Origin of the sequence: Pedobacter gandavensis, assembly GCF_032678465.1 — a bacterium.
GTDB lineage: Bacteria > Bacteroidota > Bacteroidia > Sphingobacteriales > Sphingobacteriaceae > Pedobacter > Pedobacter gandavensis_B.
In genome coordinates, this window is record NZ_JAVTSK010000008.1 from 19,528 (window position 1) to 42,126 (window position 22,599).

General features: G+C 39.6%; 13 protein-coding genes. 6 read left to right on the forward strand and 7 right to left on the reverse strand.

Translation table 11 applies throughout. The annotated features are described in order from the left end of the window. Nucleotides 1-115 precede the first annotated feature (115 nt). Nucleotides 116-4,189 (reverse strand): two-component regulator propeller domain-containing protein, encoded by a 4,074-nt coding sequence (locus R2Q94_RS15225; RefSeq protein WP_316822329.1) that lies wholly within the window; start codon nt 4,187-4,189, stop codon nt 116-118. Between the two features lie 382 nt (nt 4,190-4,571). On the opposite strand from R2Q94_RS15225, the gene R2Q94_RS15230 reads away from it, so the two are divergent. The 5 genes from R2Q94_RS15230 to R2Q94_RS15250 are packed head-to-tail and all read left to right on the forward strand — an operon-like array spanning nt 4,572 to nt 14,807. Further along, the gene (locus R2Q94_RS15230) at nt 4,572-7,841 is read left to right on the forward strand and encodes a TonB-dependent receptor (protein ID WP_316822330.1); all 3,270 of its coding nucleotides are present in this window, start codon (nt 4,572-4,574) and stop codon (nt 7,839-7,841) included. Between the two features lie 11 nt (nt 7,842-7,852). After that, nucleotides 7,853-9,622 (forward strand): RagB/SusD family nutrient uptake outer membrane protein, encoded by a 1,770-nt coding sequence (locus R2Q94_RS15235; protein WP_316822331.1) that lies wholly within the window; start codon nt 7,853-7,855, stop codon nt 9,620-9,622. A 34-nt stretch (nt 9,623-9,656) separates the two neighbouring features. Continuing rightward, nucleotides 9,657-11,111, forward strand: coding sequence for a hypothetical protein (locus tag R2Q94_RS15240; RefSeq protein WP_316822332.1), 1,455 nt, complete (start codon nt 9,657-9,659; stop codon nt 11,109-11,111). A 50-nt stretch (nt 11,112-11,161) separates the two neighbouring features. Further along, nucleotides 11,162-12,745, forward strand: coding sequence for a discoidin domain-containing protein (locus tag R2Q94_RS15245; RefSeq protein ID WP_316822333.1), 1,584 nt, complete (start codon nt 11,162-11,164; stop codon nt 12,743-12,745). 52 nt (nt 12,746-12,797) lie between these two features. After that, nucleotides 12,798-14,807 (forward strand): glycoside hydrolase family 2 protein, encoded by a 2,010-nt coding sequence (locus R2Q94_RS15250; protein WP_316822334.1) that lies wholly within the window; start codon nt 12,798-12,800, stop codon nt 14,805-14,807. A gap of 89 nt (nt 14,808-14,896) precedes the next feature. Here R2Q94_RS15250 and R2Q94_RS15255 read toward each other — a convergent pair whose 3' ends face one another. Both R2Q94_RS15255 and R2Q94_RS15260 read right to left on the reverse strand, forming a co-directional pair. Further along, nucleotides 14,897-16,018: a lipid II:glycine glycyltransferase FemX gene (locus R2Q94_RS15255; protein ID WP_316822335.1), complete on the reverse strand. Its 1,122-nt coding sequence runs from the start codon at nt 16,016-16,018 to the stop codon at nt 14,897-14,899. 63 nt (nt 16,019-16,081) lie between these two features. Continuing rightward, the gene (locus tag R2Q94_RS15260) at nt 16,082-16,657 is read right to left on the reverse strand and encodes a thymidine kinase (protein WP_316822336.1); all 576 of its coding nucleotides are present in this window, start codon (nt 16,655-16,657) and stop codon (nt 16,082-16,084) included. A 100-nt stretch (nt 16,658-16,757) separates the two neighbouring features. Between R2Q94_RS15260 and R2Q94_RS15265 the strand changes: the two genes are divergently transcribed. After that, nucleotides 16,758-17,897, forward strand: coding sequence for a hypothetical protein (locus R2Q94_RS15265; protein WP_316822337.1), 1,140 nt, complete (start codon nt 16,758-16,760; stop codon nt 17,895-17,897). Here the strand turns inward: R2Q94_RS15265 and rodA are convergent. Genes rodA through mreC form a run of 4 tightly spaced genes read right to left on the reverse strand, consistent with a single transcriptional unit; the run spans nt 17,890 to nt 22,524 of the window. After that, complete coding sequence (rodA, locus tag R2Q94_RS15270) at nt 17,890-19,155, reverse strand: rod shape-determining protein RodA (RefSeq protein WP_316822338.1); 1,266 nt, start codon at nt 19,153-19,155, stop codon at nt 17,890-17,892. The genes R2Q94_RS15265 and rodA overlap by 8 nt on opposite strands. Then, the gene (gene mrdA / locus R2Q94_RS15275; RefSeq protein WP_316822339.1) at nt 19,156-21,180 is read right to left on the reverse strand and encodes a penicillin-binding protein 2; all 2,025 of its coding nucleotides are present in this window, start codon (nt 21,178-21,180) and stop codon (nt 19,156-19,158) included. Continuing rightward, entirely contained in the window at nt 21,180-21,695 is a 516-nt protein-coding gene (gene mreD / locus R2Q94_RS15280) for a rod shape-determining protein MreD (RefSeq protein ID WP_316822340.1), read from the reverse strand. Before mreD ends, mrdA begins: the two co-directional genes overlap by 1 nt. Further along, complete coding sequence (gene mreC, locus R2Q94_RS15285) at nt 21,685-22,524, reverse strand: rod shape-determining protein MreC (protein WP_316822341.1); 840 nt, start codon at nt 22,522-22,524, stop codon at nt 21,685-21,687. The genes mreD and mreC overlap by 11 nt, the downstream gene beginning before the upstream one ends. Nucleotides 22,525-22,599: the final 75 nt, after the last annotated feature.

Genomic DNA, 22,599 nt, shown 5'->3' on the forward strand with positions numbered 1-22,599 from the left:
GGGATGTCAAAGAAGGGAAAAAACAAGAAAAAAGGCGATAAACAAGATAAAAAGGACAAAAAGAAAAAGGTCTGCTGTGAGAAATATCTGAGAGGAAAGCGCTGCAAAAACTGTCCTAATGGCTAGATGATTTGTTTTCGGAAGGAGTTGGTTCATCATGAACAGCTTTTTTAGTCGCCTCAATATATTCAGAAGGAGTTTTAGAAAATTGTTTCTTAAACTCCCTGCTGAAATACTTACGGTCGGAAAATCCCACCATATATCCTACTTCATAAACAGTATACCTGTTTTGTATGAGCAATTCAGCTGCTTTCTTCAAACGGATAGACTTGGCAAAATCGTTGACTGATAAATCCGTTAATGCTTTTAGTTTTTTATACAATACGGATTGGCTCATTCCTATCTTTTCTGCCATCAACTCTACACCGAAATTTTCCTGATCCATGTGTGACCCAATAATTCCGGTTAAGCGGGATAAAAACTGCTCGTCTTTTGGGTCAGCCATCGGAGTATAGAATTCCAGAATTGTTTGCTGACTGTATTTTTTGCGCATCTGCTCTCTTGCAGATAAAAAGTTATGTACCTGGAGTTGCAGAATTTTAGTGCTGAAAGGTTTGCTAAGGTAAAGGTCTGCCCCCTGACTCAGTCCGCTGATCTGGTCTGTCTGGCTGCTTTTAGCCGTAAGTAGAAAGATAGGGATGTGATTGGTTCGCTCATCAGTTTTCAATTGATTACAGAGCGTAAAACCGTCCATCTCTGGCATCATGACATCACTGATAATTAGGTCAGGGATTTCCTGAATCGCTTTTTCCCATCCTGATTTGCCATTATCTGCTAAAAGTACCTGATAGTTTGCTTCTAGGGATTCTTTGAGGAGGTTACGGAGTTCCAGATTGTCTTCGACTACCAGAACCGTATACTTTTTAATTTCTTCGTCAAGGGGAATCATTACCTCGTTTTCTTCAACTTGAATTTGCCGTATCGGAGCATTTACATTTATACTTGTTTTAAGTTGAGCTGGTTGAAAATGTGAATTTCCAGCAGGTAGCCAAAATTCAAAGACAGTATATCCAGCCTCATCAGTGTTGGCAAGCTTGCTAGTCACCTTAATCTTTCCATGATGTAAAGCAATGATGTTTTTTGCAAGAGCCAGACCAATCCCATAACCTGTATTTTGGCTACTATGATCATTAATTTGAAAATAGTTGTCAAATAGCTGATCTAGATATTGAGGTTCAATCCCTTTACCGGTATTACTGATACTCAGCAATATCTTTTCCTGCCCTGTTTCGATATTCAGCTTAATACAACCATGTTCGGGTGTGAACTTAAAGGCATTGGAAAGTAGGTTGAAAAATACCTTTTCTAACTGTTCCTTATCAAAATAAACGAAAATAGGCTGCTGGTTAAACTGTAATATGAAGTTGATTTTCTTTTTTACTGAAAGTTCCTCGAAAGATTGATGAATTTCCTGGACAAAAGAAATGAGGTCATATTCAGCGATATTTAACTTTAAATTTTGGGTATCTGCTTTTCTGAAGTCCATAAGTTCACTTACTAGTTTTAACAACCTGTCCGCATTGCTCTTAACATTGACTAATTGTTTTCGTATTGGGCTTTCAGAAGGTTGCAGATCCATTAACTTTTCTATGGGAGCCATGATCAACGTAAGATGGGTTCGGATTTCATGGGAAATATTGGTAAAGAAATTTAGTTTCAAATGATGCAGCTCCTCGTCTTTTTTTAATAAGCCACGGAGGAAGAAAAAACGGGTGATAAAAAAGATAACGCCAGCTAATAAGATTGTATAAATAAAGTATGCCCACCAGGTTTTCCATAATGGTGGAAGAATTTTTATCTTCATATTGATAGGTGCCGTCCATAGACCATCATTGTTTGCTCCCTTTACAAGTAGCGTATACGTGCCGGATGGAAGATTTGTATAGTTCGCAGCAGGAACTTTGCTCTCTATCCATTCTGAATTGATTCCTTCCAGCTTATAGGCATATTTATTCTTATCTGACTTGATATAGTTTAATAAGGCAAATTCTATTGTAAAAATATTTTGATCATACTGAAACAATAAGTTGGTTGTAAAACCAAGGTCTTGTTTTAAAAGACCATCTTTGCCATTAATTTTTACCGGTGTATTGAAAAGTCGGAGTCTGGTAAATACTAATGCGGATTGATGGTCATTCCTGATGATATTTTGAGGAAGAAAAGTGCTTAATCCATTATATCCTCCAAAGAATAGTTCTCCATTTTTAGTTTTAAAAAATGAATTGTAATTGAATTCATCACCTGCTAAACCATCACTCGTTGTATAGGTCTGGAAAACCTGATTTTTAGGATTAAATCGGGACAATCCGTTTGATGTACTGATCCACAACATTTTTTGATCATCTTCAAGAATCCCTACGACATTATTGTTAGCGAGGCCATCTTTGGTCGTGAAGGTTTTAATAAATGCCTTTTGCTGAGAATCATATTTACTTAGGCCACCGTAATACAAGCCTATCCATATGTTTCCTTGGGAATCCTGTTGAATACAGTTAATAAAATTAGCATTATTATTTACACTATTGCTTCCTTTCGGGAGCTTAAAAGCAATGAGTTTAGTACGATTTTGTGGAAGTAAGAATAATCCCTTTGTTGTACCAATCCATATGTTTTTTCGTACGTCTTCAAATATAACCTTCGTATTGTAATCTTTGATCTGGCGGAGTGATGGAATTTCCTCATAAGGCTTTAATTCTGAATGATCTTTATGAAAGACACGGATACCACTTTGACTTCCAATCCAAAAAGCACCTTTATGATCTTCCAGAAGCGAAACAATTTCTGAGCGTGTGGTATTGAGGTCGTTTCCGTTGCTGAGGAATCGCTTAAATTGTTGTGATTTAGGATTAAAAAGATTTAGCCCCCCTCCGTGTGTGCCTACCCATATCTTATTATCCTTATCTTTATAGACTGTCTTTATCAGATCAGATCCTATACTCCCCGGCTGAGTAGCTCTTGATTTATAAGTGGTGAATTTTCCGCTTTTCTTATTAAAGTGGTTTAAACCGCCACCTTCTGTTCCAATCCATAAATTTTCATCTTTATCCTCAACTATAGAACTGACTACATTATGGCTAATCCCCTGTAGTCTTTCATTGTATTGTAAAATGTTGAACGGAGTTCCATTTGCATAAGCTACATTCACGCCACCATAGTAGGTGCCAATCCATAGGGAGCCATAAGTATCTTCATAAAGACTATAAATGGAGTTTTGATTTAAGCTTTGACTTTCTGCTTTCCGGTGTTGATGCGTATTAAATTTACGGCTTATTGGATCAAAAATACTTAAACCTTCTTGTGTGCCGATGTAAATTTTTCCGGATCTGTTTCTGATCATTTTCCGAACAGCATTATGAATCAGACTGTTTGTATTACCTTCCAGATGCTGAAACCTTGAAAAATGACCGGTGTTTCGATCCAATAAATTGATTCCACCATTTTCTGTGGCAATCCAGAGGTTATTTTGTAGATCTTCAGTTATTGCGGTAATTGAATTGCCACTTAAACTATTATTTTTTGCTTCAGCATGACTGAACATTTGCAAATTCCTAATTTTGCGTTGATCAATACGGAAACAGATAAGCCCCTTATTTGTCCCAACCCATAATACCCCAAGATGATCTTCATAAATACTTTGTATTTCTGCCTTTGCAATTGGGTTTAGTAGTCCCAGTGCGGTACCGAAACTAAACCGATTGGCTTGCCTATCCGTTAATAAATAAAGTCCATTCTTAGTTCCTACCCATAGGTTTTTTTTATGATCTTCATAAATACAACTGATCGTATTGTATTCGTTCCGAACTAAACTCAGGTAAAATCTATCAAAAGTGTTTTTTTTAGGATTAAACTTATTGAGGCCATTGGAGGTCCCTATCCAAAGTTCCCCCTGGGAGTCGCTAAATAGCGAAGTAATATAATCATCTGAAAGACTATTGGAGTCTTTAGAATTACTTTTATATAATCGGAAATGATTGCCATCATAACGATTTAATCCGAATCGGGATCCAAACCACATGAAACCCCGACTGTCTCTTGTTATTGCAAAAATTGAATTTTGGGATAAACCATTTTCCGTCTTTAGATGACTGAAGCTAAGTTCCTGCGCCTTTATCCCAAAATGAATTGCCATTGCTATGGCTAAAAAAAACAGCTGCTTTATCATTCCCCTTTTATTATGTAGCGCTCTACCTCAATCCGCCAGAAAACTGGTGTATGCTATAAATTACGTATTCAAAAATCAATATTCACCCTATTTACAATCAAAATTCACCCCTTATTTTGAAGGATAGAATTCAACTTTACAATTAACCAAAATAGTAGGCAGCTGTACACAGCTAGCTAAAACTTAAACGAAATTGTATGAGTAAAATTCAACTAAAACTTCCGGCTTTTTTTAAGAAGCCATCAGCATTTCTCCGAATGGCTAATTCCAGCCATCTAAAGGTCCACCGCAATGCAATTGCTTAAGACTTTACAAAGAAAATAATACAAACCAAATACAAACCAGATTTATGAAAAAAATATTAACTATTATTAGTGTGCTGCTCTTGTATCTGTTGCCAGGTATAGTTAATGCACAGACAAGAGTGATCACGGGAACGGTAAAGGAAAAGGACGGCCCCTTACCGGGTGCCGGGATTACTGAAAAAGGTGTACCAGGTAACGGAACGTCAACCAATGAAAAGGGATTCTTTAAGATTACACTAAAAGGGAATAGCCAAACGCTATTGATCAGTAATATTGGTTATCAAAGTCAGGAAATCAATGTAGCCGATAAAAATAATATTACGGTGACCTTAGAGCCAGACGCTAAAGGATTGGAGGAAATCGTCGTGGTTGGATATGGCACTCAAAAGAAAGCAAATCTGACGGGTTCGGTGGCGATGATCAGCAATAAGGAGATTGAAGCCAGACCAATAACGAATGTATCTTCTGCGTTGGCTGGGCTAGCGGCTGGTGTCTCCGTGCAGCAGGGCAGTGGTAAACCAGGCTCAGATGGTGCAACAATCCGCATTCGCGGTACTGGAACGTTAAACAACAACAATCCCTTAGTTGTGATTGATGGGATCATCGGTTCTATGGATGCAGTAAATCCGACAGATATAGAGAGTATCTCTATATTGAAAGACGCAGCTTCTGGTGCGATCTATGGATCATTGTCTGGAAATGGGGTAATCTTAATTACGACTAAAAAAGGTGCTTTGGGAAGAAATAATGCCACCTATTCCGGTCTGGTTTCTTTCGCAAGACCGAGTCGCTTACCAGATTTTATCTCCGACTATTCCAGGTTTATGCAACTTACTAACGAGAGTAGCAGAAATATGGGGATTTCCGATATTTATTCTGCAGCTTCGATTGCAAAATGGGATGAAGCAAATAAGAACCCAAATGGTTTGAGCGCAAGTGGTGTGCCTAACTATATCGCCTATCCAAATACGAACTGGGCAGACTGGATTTTTTCAAAGAATGAAATTGTTCAAAACCACAATGTGGCAGTAACGGGCGGAACAGATAAGGTTACCTATAATGTTTCAGCTGGTTACCTTGGGAATGCCGGAATCATGGCAAATACAGGGTTGGAGCGATATAATTTTCGTGCAAACATAGAATCTAAGATCAATAAAGTCCTAACTTTAGGTACGCAAACTTTTATCACTACCCAGTCTGCGGGAAAAGCAAATACGACAAATGCTTTTAACTTTTTATGGCAGACTACCCCTGGGATCTATCCTTTTTATGATGGTAAATATGGTTTTGCGCCTGCGATAGAAGAACCGGTGACCAATAATAATATATTAACATACCTGAATGGAACGGGCGGGAAGGATAAAGAAACACGTATCAATTCTACCTTATATGCCATCTTTAATCTTTACAAAGGATTAACGCTGGAGTCCAGAGTAAATTACCAGGATCGTTACCGTGAACAAAGTACATTTGCCTTGCCAATCGAAAGATGGGATTTTTCTACTAACACGTTAAAAACGCCATTGTTTCCAGGCTCTGAACTGAGTACCAGCTATGAATTTAACAAGGCTTATACCCTTACTTTCGACAATATTTTGCGTTATCACACCACTATTGGCGATCATGATTTAAATGCTTTGGCTGGTTACAACCAGTTTTATTATAACTTCTATGATATGAGGGCTTCTAAGAGAGGTTTGATTGATTATGGAAATACCACTTTAGGTTCTGCTTCAGATCTTGCCAATACCGCAAGCGGGCAGGAGTATGATCGTGCAATGCGTTCCTGGTTTGGTCGTGTGAATTATGCTTATAAATCGAAATACCTTTTCGAAGCAGTATTGCGTTATGATGGCTCTTCAAAATTTGCAACCGAAAGTAGATATGGAGTTTATCCTTCCTTTTCAGCCGGATGGAGAATTTCTGAAGAAAGCTTTATGAAAAGCTTTGCCGATCAGATTCAAAATTTAAAGTTCCGTGCTTCCTGGGGTAAAGTTGGTAATAACATCATGAGTACAGATGATGATAAAGGTAATTATGACTACCTGGCAAATTATGATAAAGTAAATTATTCTTTTAATAATGCTTCCAATACAGGTCTGGCAGTTACGAAATTTGGAAATAATTCCCTGGTATGGGAATCTACCACGATCTCAAATCTTGGATTAGACCTAACTACATTGAAGGGAAGATTGAATTTGGTATTGGATGTTTATGAGAAAAAAACAGACCATATCTTAACAAGTCCTCCAATTCCATTAACTGCAGGTACAGCTGGTGCACCTACCCAAAATACGGCCTCAATGAGCAATAAAGGAATTGAAGTGGCTTTAGGCTGGAGAGATAAAATTGGGGAAATTGACTTTTCTATCGGGGGTAATTTCGCTTATAACTTTAACCGTGTCACCAAATATAGAGGGAAATTAAAAGAAGGTTTTACAACAGATGCAAATGGAAACACGGTGTATACTTCTAACCTTGGACAAGTGGCTTCTGGCGATAATACCCGTGTCCTTGAAGGTCACATGGCCAGTGAATATTACCTGTTAAATACCTATAAAGGAAATGGCACTTACAAAAATACCGATGGCTCATTGAATATCAATGGCGGGCCTAAAGATGGGATGATCAGAACTACTGCAGATATGGATTGGGTAAAAGCAATGATGGCTGCAGGCTACAAATTTCAACCGGTTGGCAATGTGGGCAAAGGACAGCTTTATTATGGTGATCTGATTTATGCTGATGCAAATGGTGATGGTACTTATGGAAACAATTTTGATAAGCAATTTACTAAAGCTTCTACTACACCAAAATATACTTTTGGTTTAACTCTGGCTGCAGAGTGGAAGAATTTTGATTTTTCTATGATCTGGGCGGCAAGTACGGGCATGCAGTATTTATACAATCAATCCGGTATTAATAGCACACGTACCAATTTGGGTAATGCGATTGGAACTAGAATTGCCAACGACCATTATTATTACAATGATACGAATCCTAATGATCCTGCAAATAACCTGACAGCTAGTTTGCCAAGATTGAAATGGGGATCGTCAGACAACCAAACCAATATTGCAAGTGATTTCTGGCTTTATGATGCGTCTTACCTGAAATTGAAGAATGTTCAATTGGGTTATTCTTTCTCTGAAGGATTAGTTAAAAAAGTTGGATTGAGCAGATTGAGGGTGTTTTTAACCGGAGAAAATGTATTCATGATTACAAATTACCCGGGTCTTGATCCAGAAGTGGGGATCAATCTTTCGTACCCTACCATGAAACAATTCGCTGCAGGTTTAACCGCTACATTTTAAAAGAAACGACAATGAAACAATTAACTCATAAAAAAATAATGATGTTGCTGATCGCTGGATTGAGCATCAGCAGTTGTAAAAAAGATTTACTGGATACCAAACCTTATAAATCGGTGAGTTCTGCAGACATGTGGTCTACAGACAACCTAACTGATCTTGGGGTAACTGGTGTTTATCAGGCTTTGAGGTTAGGTATTCAAAATGGTGGCAGTTCTGAAAGAGAGCTGTACCAAATGGATGCTTTAGGTTTTACTTCCATGTATCGTGGAGGTAATGATATGACAGGAGGAACTGCTACACCTTCCAGTGGTCGATTTAGTAATACCTGGAAAGAATTGTATGAAGGGGTACATCGTGCCAATGATGCGATTGAGAATATTGGGGTAAAATCTCCTTCAACCCCGGAAAAGAAAGCCAGATACATTGCCGAATGTAAGTTTCTGAGGGCTTATTTTTATTTCAGACTAAATCAGTTATTTAAAGGTGTTCCAGTTTACCTGAAGCCTGTAGAGATTAAAGACCTGACGCTTGGAAGAGAAAGTGAAGAGAAGGTTTGGGAGGTCATATTGAAGGATCTTACGGAAGCAATTAATGAACCGAATTTACCAGCTAAATACGCTAAAGGTGCAAGTCAGTATGGCCATGTAACTAAAGGAGCAGCTTATGCCTTACGAGGTAAGGTGTATTTGTACCAGAAAAAGTGGACAGAAGCAGCAACCGATTTTAGTAAAGTCAAAGAAGCAGGATATAGTTTATTCACTGGAGGTTATAAAGCCTTATTTAAGGAGGCAAACGAGCAATCCGATGAGATGATTTTTTCTATGCAGAACATTGCAATAGATGGGTCTGGCTCTACTACACAGTGGTATTTGGGGAGCAGGTCTTCTTTTGGTTCTGCCTGGAACAGCTATTATATTTCACCATCTTTAGTTGATTTATACGAAAAGGTTGATGGTAGTAAATTTAACTGGGATGAGGTGATTCCTGGATACAATGCTATGCCTGCGAAAAAGAGAGAGGTATTTTTTCTAAGAAATAACCTGAGTCCAGCAGAGCTGACTACATTTGCTAATAAGGGACTGGATATGTCACTTTATCTGCCAACAGGCAATGAAGAGCGGATTAAACTGGCATATAGTAATAGAGATCCCCGTTTAAATGCCTCTGTAATTGTACCTTATTCAACTTATCTGGGGCGCCCTCAGTTCGGGACAGACCAGGTCTATACCATGCGATGGCCGGCAAACAATGAGCAACCCCCAGTGCTGGATTTGTTTTCTGATTCCAGAAATGAATTATTCTACCTACACCGTAAGTTTGTCTATGAAGGCTCTTCAGAGATTATCAATCGCCAATACGGTGCAATTGATCACCCAATAATTAGATATGGGGATGTATTGTTAATGTGGGCGGAAGCATTAAATGAGTTACAGCAAATTGGCGAAGCAACAAACAAAGTGAATGAAGTAAGAGCAAGAGCAGGGGTCGCCTTACTAAATTCATCTGCAGCAACTACGGTAACTGGACAACTTGATTTGAGAGATCGTATTCGCAATGAACGTAGAATAGAGCTGGCAGGTGAAGGTGTTAATTATTTTGATGAATTGCGTTGGGGAACTTTAAGAGATAAAGTCTTTACTGCATCCGCAGGTGTAAATCAGGCATGGGGTGGCATCACTGTCCCATATGTGTGGAAAGGGGATTATATCAATACCTGGCCAATTCCGCAAACAGAAATTGAAATGAACCCTAACTTAAAACAAAATCCAGGATGGAATTAATCCTCCTGGAAACCTCTAAATTTTAAAAAAGAATATGTTAAAGCAGCAGCCAATTTTATGTGCGTTCTTATTCCTGATCAGTTTTGGAATGACAACAGAGACCTTCGGACAAGGAAAGAAAACGATTGCAGCAATGTGCTATTATATCGATAGTAAAGATGGAGATGATAAGGACTCTGGTACTTCTGAAAGAAATGCATGGAAGTCACTTAGTAAGGTGAACGCACAGATATTTAAGGCGGGGGATCGTGTTTCTTTTAAGAGAGGTGGTAAATGGATTGGGCAATTGCTTCCCAAGGGTTCCGGAACAAATGAAAGTCCGATTATTTTCTCTGCTTATGGAAAGGGAGAACTTCCGGTTATTGCTGCTGAAGGTCAGTTTAAAGATGCGGTACTGTTAAAGAACAATAGCCATATCGCATTGGAGAATTTTGACATTTCTAATTATGATGCTTCAGTGAAAGAACAGAATACGGGCCCAACAGGGGTCCGTATTCTTTCTGAAAATATCGGTACAATTACCAATATCCGTCTGAGTAACCTGTATGTACATGATATAAACGGCGACAATAAAAAAGGTAGTAACGAAGGAAATGGTATTTTCTGGGATTGTCAGGGACCGACGCCTAGTAATATCGAAAACCTGTTGATTGAAAACTGTAAAGTGGTTAAAGTAGATCGAAACGGGATTCGTGGAAATGGAACTTTCGGCTTTCGTAACAACTGGTTTCCGAATAAGAACCTGATCATTCGAGGTTGTACGCTGGAGGATATTGGTGGAGATGGTATTGTGATTAAAGCCTTTGATGGTTCATTGGTGGAGCATAATCAACTGTTTCATATCCGAACCCGGGCCAAAGACAATGCGGTTGGTATCTGGCCACACAGCAGCGACAACACGGTAATTCAATACAATGAAGTCGCCTTTACTAAAAATCTGGATTGGTCTAACGACGGACAATCATTTGATATTGATGGAAATTGTAATAACACCATTATCCAGAACAACTATAGTCACGACAATGACGGAGGATTTATGCTGGTGATTTCAGATGCAATCAATTCAAAAAGCAGAATGACTACCAATAGCATCATCCGAAACAACCTGAGCATCAATGATGGCAATAAACGCAAACGTCTCTTCAATTTTGCCTTAGTGACTGATGATACTAAAATCAGCAATAATATTTTCTATAACAGTGGTCTGGATTCTGTCAAAATGGAATTGGTAGATATTGAACACGGTGTTCCTAAAAATGTGGTTTTCGAAGATAATATTTTTGAATATCAGGGACGATCGCAAGGGATATTTAATAAGTCAGCAAAGCAATACGAGGCTTTAACCTGGACCGGAAATCAGTTTAAAGGAAATATCATTGGAAAAGATAAATTGTTAAACGTTAAAGAAGGAACTCCTGTAAAGAAAAAGAACTTGAAAGAATTTCCATGGAATTTCATGAAGATGTTAAAAATTAAAAATATGCTATAAATCATTATATTTAAAGGATATAAATAATCAATCATCCCTAAAACAACTTTATGAGAACCAAAATTCTAACACTTTGCCTAGTCCTGGCAACCAGCTTTGTTGCGTGTAAAAAATCGGAAGTCGCAACTGGTTTAACGGATCTAAAATTAACCACTGATACGGTGTATACCAGTTCGCAAGCCAGAAATCTAAACCTGGTTTATTTTGTTCCCAACGATCTGGATACACTTCCTGCTTACGAAAGGCGCTTGAGTGAGCTGATGTTATGGACGCAGAATTACATGAAGGAGGAAATGCTCCGTAATGGTTACCCAAACAAAACCTTCGGTATGTTTGCTGATTTGGCTATTAATCGTGTGAAAATTATCACCATCAGGGGGACAAAGCCTAAGAGTGATTATTCCTATTCTGGAGGTGCAGGTAATGTACAGGCGGAAATTAACGCGTATTTTACTGCCAATCCCACGGAAAAAACAACCGAACATACCCTGGTGATTCTACCGAGGTATGAATTCAGGCCAGATGGAACACCAAGTGGTGGTCCGTTTTATGGTATGGGAAGGTGGTGTTTTGCTTTGGATTATGAGGGAATGGACATCAAAAATCTAGGTAAATCTGACACTGAGGGAAATCGCTTTAGTGTCTGGTTTGGCGGTTTGGTGCATGAGCTTGGCCATGGACTGAACCTTCCGCATAACTGTCAGAAAGTCTCGGAAAATGCTACGCTTGGAATGGCATTAATGTGGGCTGGAAATGGAACTCTTGGAAAATCCAAAACCTTCCTTACTGCAACAGATTGTGCGATTCTTAATGTAAATCAAATCTTTAATAATGACAATAAAACCTATTATGGAGCAGTAAATGCAAGGGTAACTAAAATTCATGCAAGCTACTCAGTTTCGAAAGCAGCAATCGTACTTTCCGGTAGATTTACTAGTAATACCAAGGTCAACAGCATTGTTTATTACAATGACCCTAACGTTAATAATGAAGGAGTAGGGGTAAACAGAGATTATAATGCTGTAACCTGGGAATCTAAAGCAATTGGAACGGATAGTTTCTATGTGGAGATGCCCATCGCTGATTTTCAATACAAAGACGCGAGTCCTTATGAATTACGGTTGAAACTGGTTCATGAGAATGGCACAGTTACCGAAAACAGTTATGGTTATAAATTTGTGAATGCTTTACCTGTTCTGGATTTCAGCACTAAAGATGAAATCAGTAAAGTGGGTTGGAGTATTGCAGCTTTCAGTTCTCAGCAAAGTGGTGCTGCGGCAGCAAATGTAATTGATAATAACCTCTCTACCGGATGGCACAGTCAATGGTCTGTTTCGCCAGCGGCGACTTACCCTCATTTCATTACTGTAGATATTGGTGCTGTTAAAACCTTGGATGGCTTTACCATTTTAAATGGTGATAGGCGTGCGGTTAAAAACGTAGATATCCTATACAGTACTGATGGCATCAACTTTACGCTAGCTAACAATTTACAGATCCCTAAACTGGGCTCGATTCAAAATTTTGCGTTCAATGCGCCATTAACATTCAGATACTTTAAAATTCTAGCTAAATCAAGTTGGGATGGAGAACAATTTGCTCAATTTGCCGAGATAGGCCTTTACAAAAATTAACATAATGCATCGACAAAAAATTATTGCCACAATCCTTTTTTTTCTGTTTCAAATGGCTGTAACCACAGCAAAACCTCAGTCCAGTGTCGTAACTGGGAGGGAAACCATTCCTTTTAATACCAACTGGCAGTTTTATTATGCCTACAATTTTGAACAAGGTATCAAAAAGGAAAGCGTTCAGCTCCCGCATACCTGGAACGCCAGAGAGGTATTGGATGGCGTACCGGAGTATAAGCGTACTTCTGCAATTTATGAGAACAAATTGAATGTTCCACAGAGTTGGGCTGCTAAAAGACTGTTCCTATATTTCGAAGGTGCAAATAGTGTAGCCACAGTGTTTGTAAACAACAAATCAGTGGGGCAACATAAAGGTGGTTACACCGGTTTTGCATTAGAAATCACAGACTTTGTTAAGGCTGGCGATAACTCCATTGCTGTGCAGTTGAGCAACGCTTACCGTCTGGATGTGATTCCATTGCATGGCGATTTCAATATTTATGGAGGTCTGCACCGTCCGGTTTCCCTCATTGTGACGGAAAAAAACTGTATCAGTCCGCTGGACTACGGTTCTTCAGGCGTATACCTAACGCAAAAATCGGTTTCAGAAAACTCAGCAGAACTGGAAATACTGACGAAATTATCTTTGTCTGATGCTAAAAATTTAACCCTTAAAACGACCCTTTTTGATCAGGAAGGCAAGGAAATCCGTTCCATAAGCAGCCTGGTAAACGGAACTGCCGATACGCAACAGAAAAACGAGATGCATATTCAAAAACCACACCTTTGGAATGGCAAAGCAGATCCTTATTTGTACCGGGTGTCTGTAGATTTGCTCCAGGATGGAAAAGTAATTGATCATATCTCCCAACCACTGGGTTTCCGCTATTATCGCGTAGACCCTGATAAAGGTTTTTTTCTGAATGGGAAGTACCTGAATTTATATGGTGCGGGCAGGCATGAAGACTGGTCCGGGAAAGGATCAGCTTTAACCGATGCAGATCATGATCAGGATATGGAGCTCATGAAGGAACTGGGGGCAACAGCAGCAAGGTTAACTCATTATCCTCATAGCAAGCACTTCTATGATTTATGTGATCAGAATGGTCTGGTATTATGGTCGGAAATTCCATTTGTTGGTCCAGGTGGTTATACCGGTACCGGATATGTGAAAGATCCACAGCTGGAAGAAAATTCAAAGAATATGTTGAAAGAACTGATCCGTCAGAACTACAACCACCCATCTGTATGTTTCTGGGGGCTGTTTAATGAATTGAAACTCAATTATGATGATCCGCAACCCTTCATTAAAGAATTGAATGCCCTGGCTAAAGCGGAAGATCCGGGAAGGTTAACTACCCTCGCCTCAAATCTGGGCAGTACCAATTTTACTGATCTGAGCGATCTGATGGGCTGGAATCAATATTTTGGATGGTATGGTGGCCGCTTTGATGAAGTTGCCAAATGGGCCGATCAAACGCATAAAACCTTACCTGCTAAACCAATTTCTATCTCTGAATATGGCGCAGGAGCTAGTCCCTTCAAACATACGGAAACGCTAAGTGCTCCTGAACCTAAAGGACGCTTTCATCCGGAAGAATGGCAAACTGCTTTTCATGAAAAACATTGGGAGGAACTGAAAAAGCGTCCTTTTGTATGGGGTAAATTTATTTGGGTATTGGCCGATTTTGGTTCTGCCATCAGAACTGAAGGAGATGACGATGGGATCAATGATAAAGGGCTGGTTACTTACGACCGAAAGGTAAAAAAAGACGCTTTTTATTTTTATAAAGCGAACTGGAATCCTGAGCCCATGATTTACATCGCAGAGCGAAGAAATACGAAACGGAGCAAGGCTTTAACCACAGTCAAAGTATTTAGCAATTTGCCAACAGCAGAACTATGGATCAATGGAAAAAGCATGGGCAAAATGAAAAAGAATGCCATGAATACCATGCTTTGGGAAGGGCTGAAACTGAATAAGGGAAAAAATGAAGTAGTGGTAAAAGCAAAATCTGCTGCGGGAATGCTGGAAGACACCTGTGTCTGGGATTTTCAAAACTAATGCTTAAAGCTCAGGCAAGCATTTGCTCTTATAGAATCCAAAAAGAATGGCTCTTTGAAATTCAGAGGGCCATTCTTTTTAAAATATTTTTAAAGGTGATAACCTTGACTTTGCATTTCTGCAGCAATAAAACGCTGGTATTGCTCCATGTCCAGTGGATAATCCCAGCATCCCATTCTATGGTATAATTCTCCACCGAAACCAGTTTTAAACTTATAAAGTCCATATAATGGATGTGCCGGATCTGGCTGCGGTGCTACACCAAAAAAGTCATATTCCATACAGCCTTTGTTTTTAGCAATTTTCATCGCTTCCCATTGCAAGGCATAGGTAGCCATATAATTTCGGTTGCTGGAGGAAGAAGCGCCATAAAGGTAAGTTCCTCTTTGCCCGGAAATCACCAGGAACATGGCTGCAAGCGGTTGTCCATCAACATCAGCCAGTAAAAGTTCTACTTCAGCAGGAGAGGCCGTATCCTCCGCACGGGCAGCGAGAACGGTTCTGAAATACTCGATTTCATTGATATGGATGCGGTTTCTAAGGGCCGTTTCCTGATAAAGGGCATACCAGACATGCAGGTTTTCCATTCCAACTCTGGATACATTTACTCCTTTTCTCTGAGAAAGATTGATGTTATACCTGGTTTTAGGCTTCATGGAATTGAGCAAACAGGTTTCATCTTTTTGGAGGTCCAGAAAAATCGTATTTGAAGGTAGAATATCTGAATTTGTCTTTTTTAGGTTCCAGTTGGTCGTGTTAAAATTGAAACGAAATTCCTGATATTTTTTTTCAGGTGGACCATTCCAGATACCAGATTCATCAAAACTGTCATTTTCTTTTGCCCAATGGGATTCCCAGGCCAGGTCATACCTGATCAGGATACATTTTTCAGGAAGATGTTCGCGGAGGTTTTCCGACAACTCTTCCAGGAATTTCCCCTGGTATTCTTCATTGGGTTCGATCTCCGGACCATATGGAACATAGGCAATGCTATGCTCACTGTCTAATGGTTGAAGTAATACTAAAAAATCAGCATGGGTATAGCTATTCGTTAAAGCATCATGAAAAATGTCCTCATTGTTTACTTTAAAATCGAATGCTTTAGATTGGAGGCCTTGTTGGGTTTTTACTTCCGACCAGAATGCGGTCTGCTGAACAATTGAAGTCTCATAAACTTCTTTAATGTCTTTTTTATCAATGGCTATATTCATCTTTTTCCTTTCCGACCCGCAAAGGTCGGGAATTATATGATGATAAGCCAATTTTAAGGCAGATTAGTCCCTGGCATGAAAGCAGGGCCGACATCTTGGCTCATAGCTATCTTTCTCTCCCAGAAGAACTTTCGTTTGATTGGCGACGGTACGGTAGGAATAAGCCGCCGGGCTACCACAACGAACGCATATCGCATTAACTTTAGTCACCAATTCTGCAATTGCCATTAGATTCGGCATTGGGCCAAAAGGTTTTCCACTGAAATCCATATCCAAACCGGCAACGATCACACGAATGCCACGTTGAGCAAGTATATTACAAACCTCAGGTAGATTCTCATCAAAAAACTGAGCTTCATCAATTCCCACTACCTGTACATCGGTATTTAATAGTAAAATTGCTGCAGAGTTTTCTACTGGTGTGGAATGAACAGAGTTTTTGTCGTGGGAAACGACATCATGATCATCATATCTGGTATCAGTGACCGGTTTGAAGATTTCTACTTTTAGTTTAGCAATTGCTGCACGTTTCAATCTTCTCAATAATTCTTCTGTTTTCCCTGAAAACATAGAGCCGCAAATTACCTCTATACTCCCGCAAAACTCTCCTCTTCTGTAATTTTGTTCGCTGAATAACATCTATGATCCTGATCTTTATAGCCCACTAATATCGAAATTTTGTAGTACTTTTGAGTAGCAAGTTACCAACATAAAACATCAAAATTATCGTTATTAGCCTATGATGAACCAGGAAGATATTTTTAGAAAGATAGGATTGATTTTAGAAGAACTACAAGATCAATATGCTTATTTGGCAAGAAACCAGCAGCAATTAAACGAGTTAGAGCTGGAACTTTTTATGGCGAATGCTAATTTTCTATCAGATCATGTTCAGATTGTCAGGAAATTAAATTCAGCAAAAGTAACCCGGGAAATCCCTGAGCATACCGGTCAGGAGAACCAAAATGTAGCAGATACAAATGGGATCATCTGGGAAAATCCCTCAGCGGCTCAGCAGAATTCAGCCCCTTCTTTAGAAAATGTAAAGCTGGAAAATACAGATAAAACCTCATTGCAGGAATCCAAAGTTGAAACGATAGCAGTTGAACATACACCGAATCCGGAGGAAGAGGAGCAAGCTGGGTTTCAAAATCCCATCATTGCCGAAAGTCTGGCACAGCCTGAACCTTCTACTTTTGAGTTTATTCTTAAAGATATTGGTGCGACCGATAAGTTCGACTTCGAGGAAAAATCTGTGGATAATATTTTTGACCGTATTTTAAGTCCGGAGGAAGAACAAATCATTGCGGAAAAGCAAAGAGCACAGGAAGCTCAGCAGCAAGAAGAAGCTCAGCAAGATCATCAACAGCAGGTAAAGGAAACTGAAATGCTGGATGAGGTTGGACCTGAACCTTTCTTAGTGGCTAAAGAAGAATCGATCATTCCTCCTGCAGCTACTGAATTGCAGAAAGACCCGGTTGCGGAAAGGATGATTACTGAGGCTGAACCGGTTTCGGAGGCCATAAATACGTTGGGTAGCGCTGAGGCGTTATCAAAGCCGATGTCTTTAAATGAACGTCTGGCTAGTCAGTTGGGCAAAAGTCCTGTTAGTAGCAACACTGATGCACAAAGAAGTACACTGAGTGATTTGAAACATGGCATCAATCTAAATGATAAAATGTTGTACATAAAAGACCTGTTTAACGGTTATAACCTTGCTTATGCAGAGGTCATCGAACTGTTGAATAAGATGCCTGATTTCAAGACTGCCGATACTTTTTTGCAAAATAACTATGCAGAAAAAAACAACTGGACGGGGAAATCAGCAACGGTAACTAAGTTTTATGAATTGTTACATCAACGTTTTCCTGTTAAATAAAGCCCATCCGGTTAGAGTCCAGTTTCAGGAATATAAAGAGTAACACGGTGAAACTCCATAGAGAGGAACCACCATAACTGATAAAAGGCAAAGGAATTCCGATCACGGGAATGATCCCGATGGTCATTCCTATGTTGATGAAAACGTGGAAGAAGATGATGCTTGCAACGCAATAGCCGTATACCCTTGAAAAGGTGGAGCGTTGTCGTTCGGCGAGGTTGATGATGCGTAACAGCATAAATATATACAATGCAATTACCGTAAAGCAACCAACAAAGCCCCATTCTTCACCAATGGTAGAGAAAATAAAGTCAGTACTTTGTTCAGGGACATAACCATATTTAGTTTGTGTCCCTTCCAGAAATCCCCTTCCGGTCAGCTGTCCGGAGCCAATCGCAATCTTAGACTGAATCACGTTGTACCCTGCTCCTTTAGGATCTGTTTTAAGTCCCAGCATGATCTCAATCCTGGTGCGTTGGTGTGGCTCTAAAACCTTATCATATGCTACTTTTACCAGGAATAGGTAAGAAATGGCAATTACGGTTACAATGATACAAGAGATCATCACCTTGTGTCGTCTTCTATTCTGATAGATGAACAGACCCCCGATCAGGAGTATAAGTGGAATTAATATTTGTGCCGGAACCAGGAAATCAGCAATAAATAAAACGATCATTCCTAAAAAGATCAGGAGGAAGTATCCTGAAAGACCTTCCCTGTATAGTGGGAACATGAAGGAAAGGAACACAAGTGCCGATCCCATATCCGGTTGTAAGAGAATTAAAAACAAGGGGATCCCTACAATTACTGCGGCAAAAAAGATAGATTTTACATCCCTGAATTTAGGATTAAAGGTACTCACATAACGGGCGATCAGTAAGGCTGTACCGAACTTTGCAAGCTCGGAGGGTTGGAGCCTGAAACTTCCCAGAGGAATCCAGGCCTGATTTCCAGCTACTTTTCTTCCTACCACAAGCACAGCAATGAGGAGCAGCATTGTGACCCCATAAACAATGGGGGAGAAGACACTGAAAAATTTGGCATCTAATAATAAGATGGAAAAACCGAGGATCAATGCCGTAATGATAAAGACCAGTTGTTTCCCGTAATTGGTAGCAAAACTGAATTCATTGGCTACCGAACCATTAAAGATCGAAGCATAAATATTGACAAAACCAATCGTACACAAGGCCACATAGAGCAGGATAGTGATCCAGTCTACATTGAAAAAGAAACGGTTGCCTTGTTGTGTTGTCATTTATTTTATGGGATGAATCGGTTTAACTGGATTGGTAATGGTTTTAGCTGGTATAGTATTGCTTATTGCTGAAGGCGTTGTTCCTCCGGCAGCTGGCGTTGGCAATAACTTTGCCGGGCTCAATGATTTGCTTGAGGAATCTTTTTTCAAAGAATCACTCAACATTGGTTTTAATCTCGGCTTTGGTTTTTTAGGAACCGGTAGGATGACTTGTTTCTTCATCCATTCCACACTTGCTCTTTTGTTCACTGCAATGCTGTCTTTCAAGTATTTTTCCGCAATATAGCTGGCAATAGGTGCAGCATATGAACTTCCATAACCTGCATTTTCTACGACCACGGCAATGGCTATTTTTGGATTTTCCCTTGGGGCAAATCCAATAAATACCGAGTGGTTTTTTCCACGTGGATTTTGTACCGTACCTGTTTTACCACACATCAGGATATTATCTATCGCAGATTGTCTGGCGGTACCCCATGGTGCATTTACAGCATCCTGCATTCCGTCAATTACTGCATCAAAATGTCTTGCATCTACGCCCACATAATTTTTGCGGGCATATTCTTTTTTAATCACTTTGTTTTCACCGATGGCTTTGATCAGGTGAGGTTTTACATAAAAACCCTTATTCGCAATAATGGCCATGATGTTAGCCATCTGTAATGGGGTAGCATCCATCTCTCCCTGACCAATTCCTAAGGAGATGACTGTAGTATAGCCCCAGCGATTGCCATATTTTTTGTTGTAATGATCTGCAGTATATAAATTTCCGGTACGTTCTGCTGGAAGATCTACACCCAGTTTTTCACCCAGGCCAAATTTCCGTACCCGTTGTTGCCATTCTTCATAGGCGATCCTTTGATTTTTAAATTTCTTTTGGGTGAGTAGCTTTTGGAATACATACAATGCATAGGTATTACAAGATCTGGACAGACCTTTCCTTAAACTGATGTTTCCATCTACGTGCTCACATTTCACCTTATGGTTTCCGGCCATGTAATAGCCCGGACAATTGAAAGTGGTATTTGGATCGATAACCCCTTCCTGTAGGCCCAATAAGGCATCCAGGGGCTTAAAGGAAGATCCTGGCGAATAATATCCCTGAATAGGACGAACCGTAAAAACACGGTTTGGATTTTTTTCCTGATTGATCAGGTCCATGTAGTTGTTCCCCTGCTGACGGCCCACCATAAGATTGGGGTCATAACCCGGACTACTTACAAAGGCAAGAATTTCTCCGGTAGCCGGCTCAATGGCCACAATACTGCCCACCTTATTTTTCATCAGTTCTTCGCCTAGTTTTTGAATGCGAAAATCAAGGGAAGAAACTACCTTTTCTCCGGATCTGGCCAGCGTATCAAATTTACCTTCTGCATAACTTCCTTTCGGTACATTTCTGGCATCATAAAGCATGTTGATGATCCCTTTTTCACCCCGAAGTACATCATTATATTGTTTTTCAACTCCTGCTTTTCCGATATAATCGCCAGGGCGGTAATAGCCGTTGCTCTCTTCGATATCTTTCTTGGATACTTCTTTTACATAACCAAAGAAATGGCCGGCAGCACTGTCGGGGTAATACCTTACCGTTCTGCTTTGTACAAAGAAACCCGGAAAACGGGAAAGCTGCTCAGATAAAGCCGCATAGATCTGTACGGAAAGTTGTTTCTCAAAGATGCTGGGCTGGTAGCGGGATTGAACGGTCGCTTTATTGAAATTTTTCTTAAAGCGTTTCATATCGATCCCAATGATGTTGATCAGGGAAAGGGTATCAAATTCTTTTACCTGGTTAGGAATCACCATCAGGTCATATACCGGCTCATTCTGTACCAATACCTTTTCATTTCTATCGAGAATTACTCCTCTGGCAGGAAAGGTGTAGATTTTACGCAATACATTACTTTCTGCAGAAAGGAAGTATTTATCACTGGCCACCTGTATGTAGAAAAGTGTTCCTAATAAAATTAAGGCAACAACAATAAACAAACCCTGAATAATGTATTTACGGTTAAACAGATTGTCCATTAGCGTGCCTTCCTGTTATAGAAAATGAATTCTATGAGTATAATTAAAAATAAACTAAAGATAGCGCTCAAAAGGCACCTTAACAAGGTGTAGGAGAATTCCGTTAAACGGAAGGTTTCCAGGAAAAACAACACTAGATGATGTGCAAAGGTGCAAAGGATCGCATAAATGCTAAACCATTTGAAACCCATATTTCCCAGAGTAGGTTCCGGTTCGTCGAAATTATCTTTGTTGACAGTTAAGGCAATGAAGGAAATCCTGACAAATGCCAGGGTCACACAGGCTGTAGTATGTACGCCCAGGGTATCATAAAACGCATCCAGTGTTAAGCCCGTTACAAAAGCAATCAGGTACAAAAGGAGGTTAGGAGTTTTAAAGGGTAGTAATAGTAAAAACAGGATGTAGACAAAGGGTGTCGCCAGGCTGTAAAAGCTCAGGTTTCTGAGCAATAAGATCTGAATAAAAAGTAGTAAGAACCATCTGAAGATGTTTACCAATATTATTTTACTGTTCATTTGGCAATTTTGATTCTAAAGCTTTCTGTTCCTCTGCTAATTTGTCTTTGATGACGTAAACATATTGTAAGGTACTAAAATCATTGAAAAGATCGATTTCGATCGTCATGAAATTATCCCCTGTGGCGATGCCGGTATTGCTCACCCTGCCCACAAGTATGCCTGCAGGAAAGCGGGAAAATCCAGAAGTAACCACCGTATCTTTCAACGCAATTTTAAAGTGGTTGGGTACATCTTTGATATAGGCCTTTCTGTAGTCAAAATTCTTGCTTCCCCATACGAGGGTACCCAGGGCATTGTTTTTCTTTAAAGTCACACTTACTTTGGTATCCTTATGTAATAGGGATTCAATGGTAGCAAGGTGTTCTGAAACATCTCTGATATATCCTACTACACCTTTTCCAGGAGAAATCACGGCCATACCACTGGCAATGCCATCTGCCGAACCACGGTTAATTGTGATGATGTTATTTCTTAGCGTGATCGAATTTTTGATCACTCTTGCGGAGAGGTAAGTGTATTGAGTTTTGTTGAGCGTGTCTTTTACGACTACATTTTTCGCACTGTCAATTGTATTGAGTGCAAGAAGTTCTGTTTTTAGCTTCGCATTTTCTGCAGCTAAGCTATCATTCACATCCCCCAGATTGAGGTATTTTTTTAATACGTTGAGGTTTTTATAAGCAGTACCCACTACTTCATTGGTAGAGTTAACGGTTACACTGCGCTGATAGGAGTTGTTACTCACTGTCAGATAAATTCCAATAGTAAAGAAAATGATAAAAAAGAAAAATGCGTTGTATCTGTTTATAAAAATCCAAAGGTTACGCATACTTTTCGATTCGGGGTTTTTTAGTGTTGTAGACTGAGTTTAAGTTTTAAGCGCTGTCATAAGATTACGCTCCAG

Coding starts and splice junctions, on each gene's coding strand:
- R2Q94_RS15260 (WP_316822336.1), bottom strand. CDS start 16,657: ATGTTATTCAGCGAACAAAATTACAGAAGAGGAGAGTTTTGCGGGAGT.
- R2Q94_RS15225 (WP_316822329.1), bottom strand. CDS start 4,189: ATGGCAATTCATTTTGGGATAAAGGCGCAGGAACTTAGCTTCAGTCAT.
- mreD (WP_316822340.1), bottom strand. CDS start 21,695: ATGAACAGTAAAATAATATTGGTAAACATCTTCAGATGGTTCTTACTA.
- R2Q94_RS15230 (WP_316822330.1), top strand. CDS start 4,572: ATGAAAAAAATATTAACTATTATTAGTGTGCTGCTCTTGTATCTGTTG.
- rodA (WP_316822338.1), bottom strand. CDS start 19,155: ATGACAACACAACAAGGCAACCGTTTCTTTTTCAATGTAGACTGGATC.
- R2Q94_RS15235 (WP_316822331.1), top strand. CDS start 7,853: ATGAAACAATTAACTCATAAAAAAATAATGATGTTGCTGATCGCTGGA.
- R2Q94_RS15250 (WP_316822334.1), top strand. CDS start 12,798: ATGGCTGTAACCACAGCAAAACCTCAGTCCAGTGTCGTAACTGGGAGG.
- R2Q94_RS15240 (WP_316822332.1), top strand. CDS start 9,657: ATGTTAAAGCAGCAGCCAATTTTATGTGCGTTCTTATTCCTGATCAGT.
- R2Q94_RS15255 (WP_316822335.1), bottom strand. CDS start 16,018: ATGAATATAGCCATTGATAAAAAAGACATTAAAGAAGTTTATGAGACT.
- R2Q94_RS15265 (WP_316822337.1), top strand. CDS start 16,758: ATGATGAACCAGGAAGATATTTTTAGAAAGATAGGATTGATTTTAGAA.
- mrdA (WP_316822339.1), bottom strand. CDS start 21,180: ATGGACAATCTGTTTAACCGTAAATACATTATTCAGGGTTTGTTTATT.
- R2Q94_RS15245 (WP_316822333.1), top strand. CDS start 11,162: ATGAGAACCAAAATTCTAACACTTTGCCTAGTCCTGGCAACCAGCTTT.
- mreC (WP_316822341.1), bottom strand. CDS start 22,524: ATGCGTAACCTTTGGATTTTTATAAACAGATACAACGCATTTTTCTTT.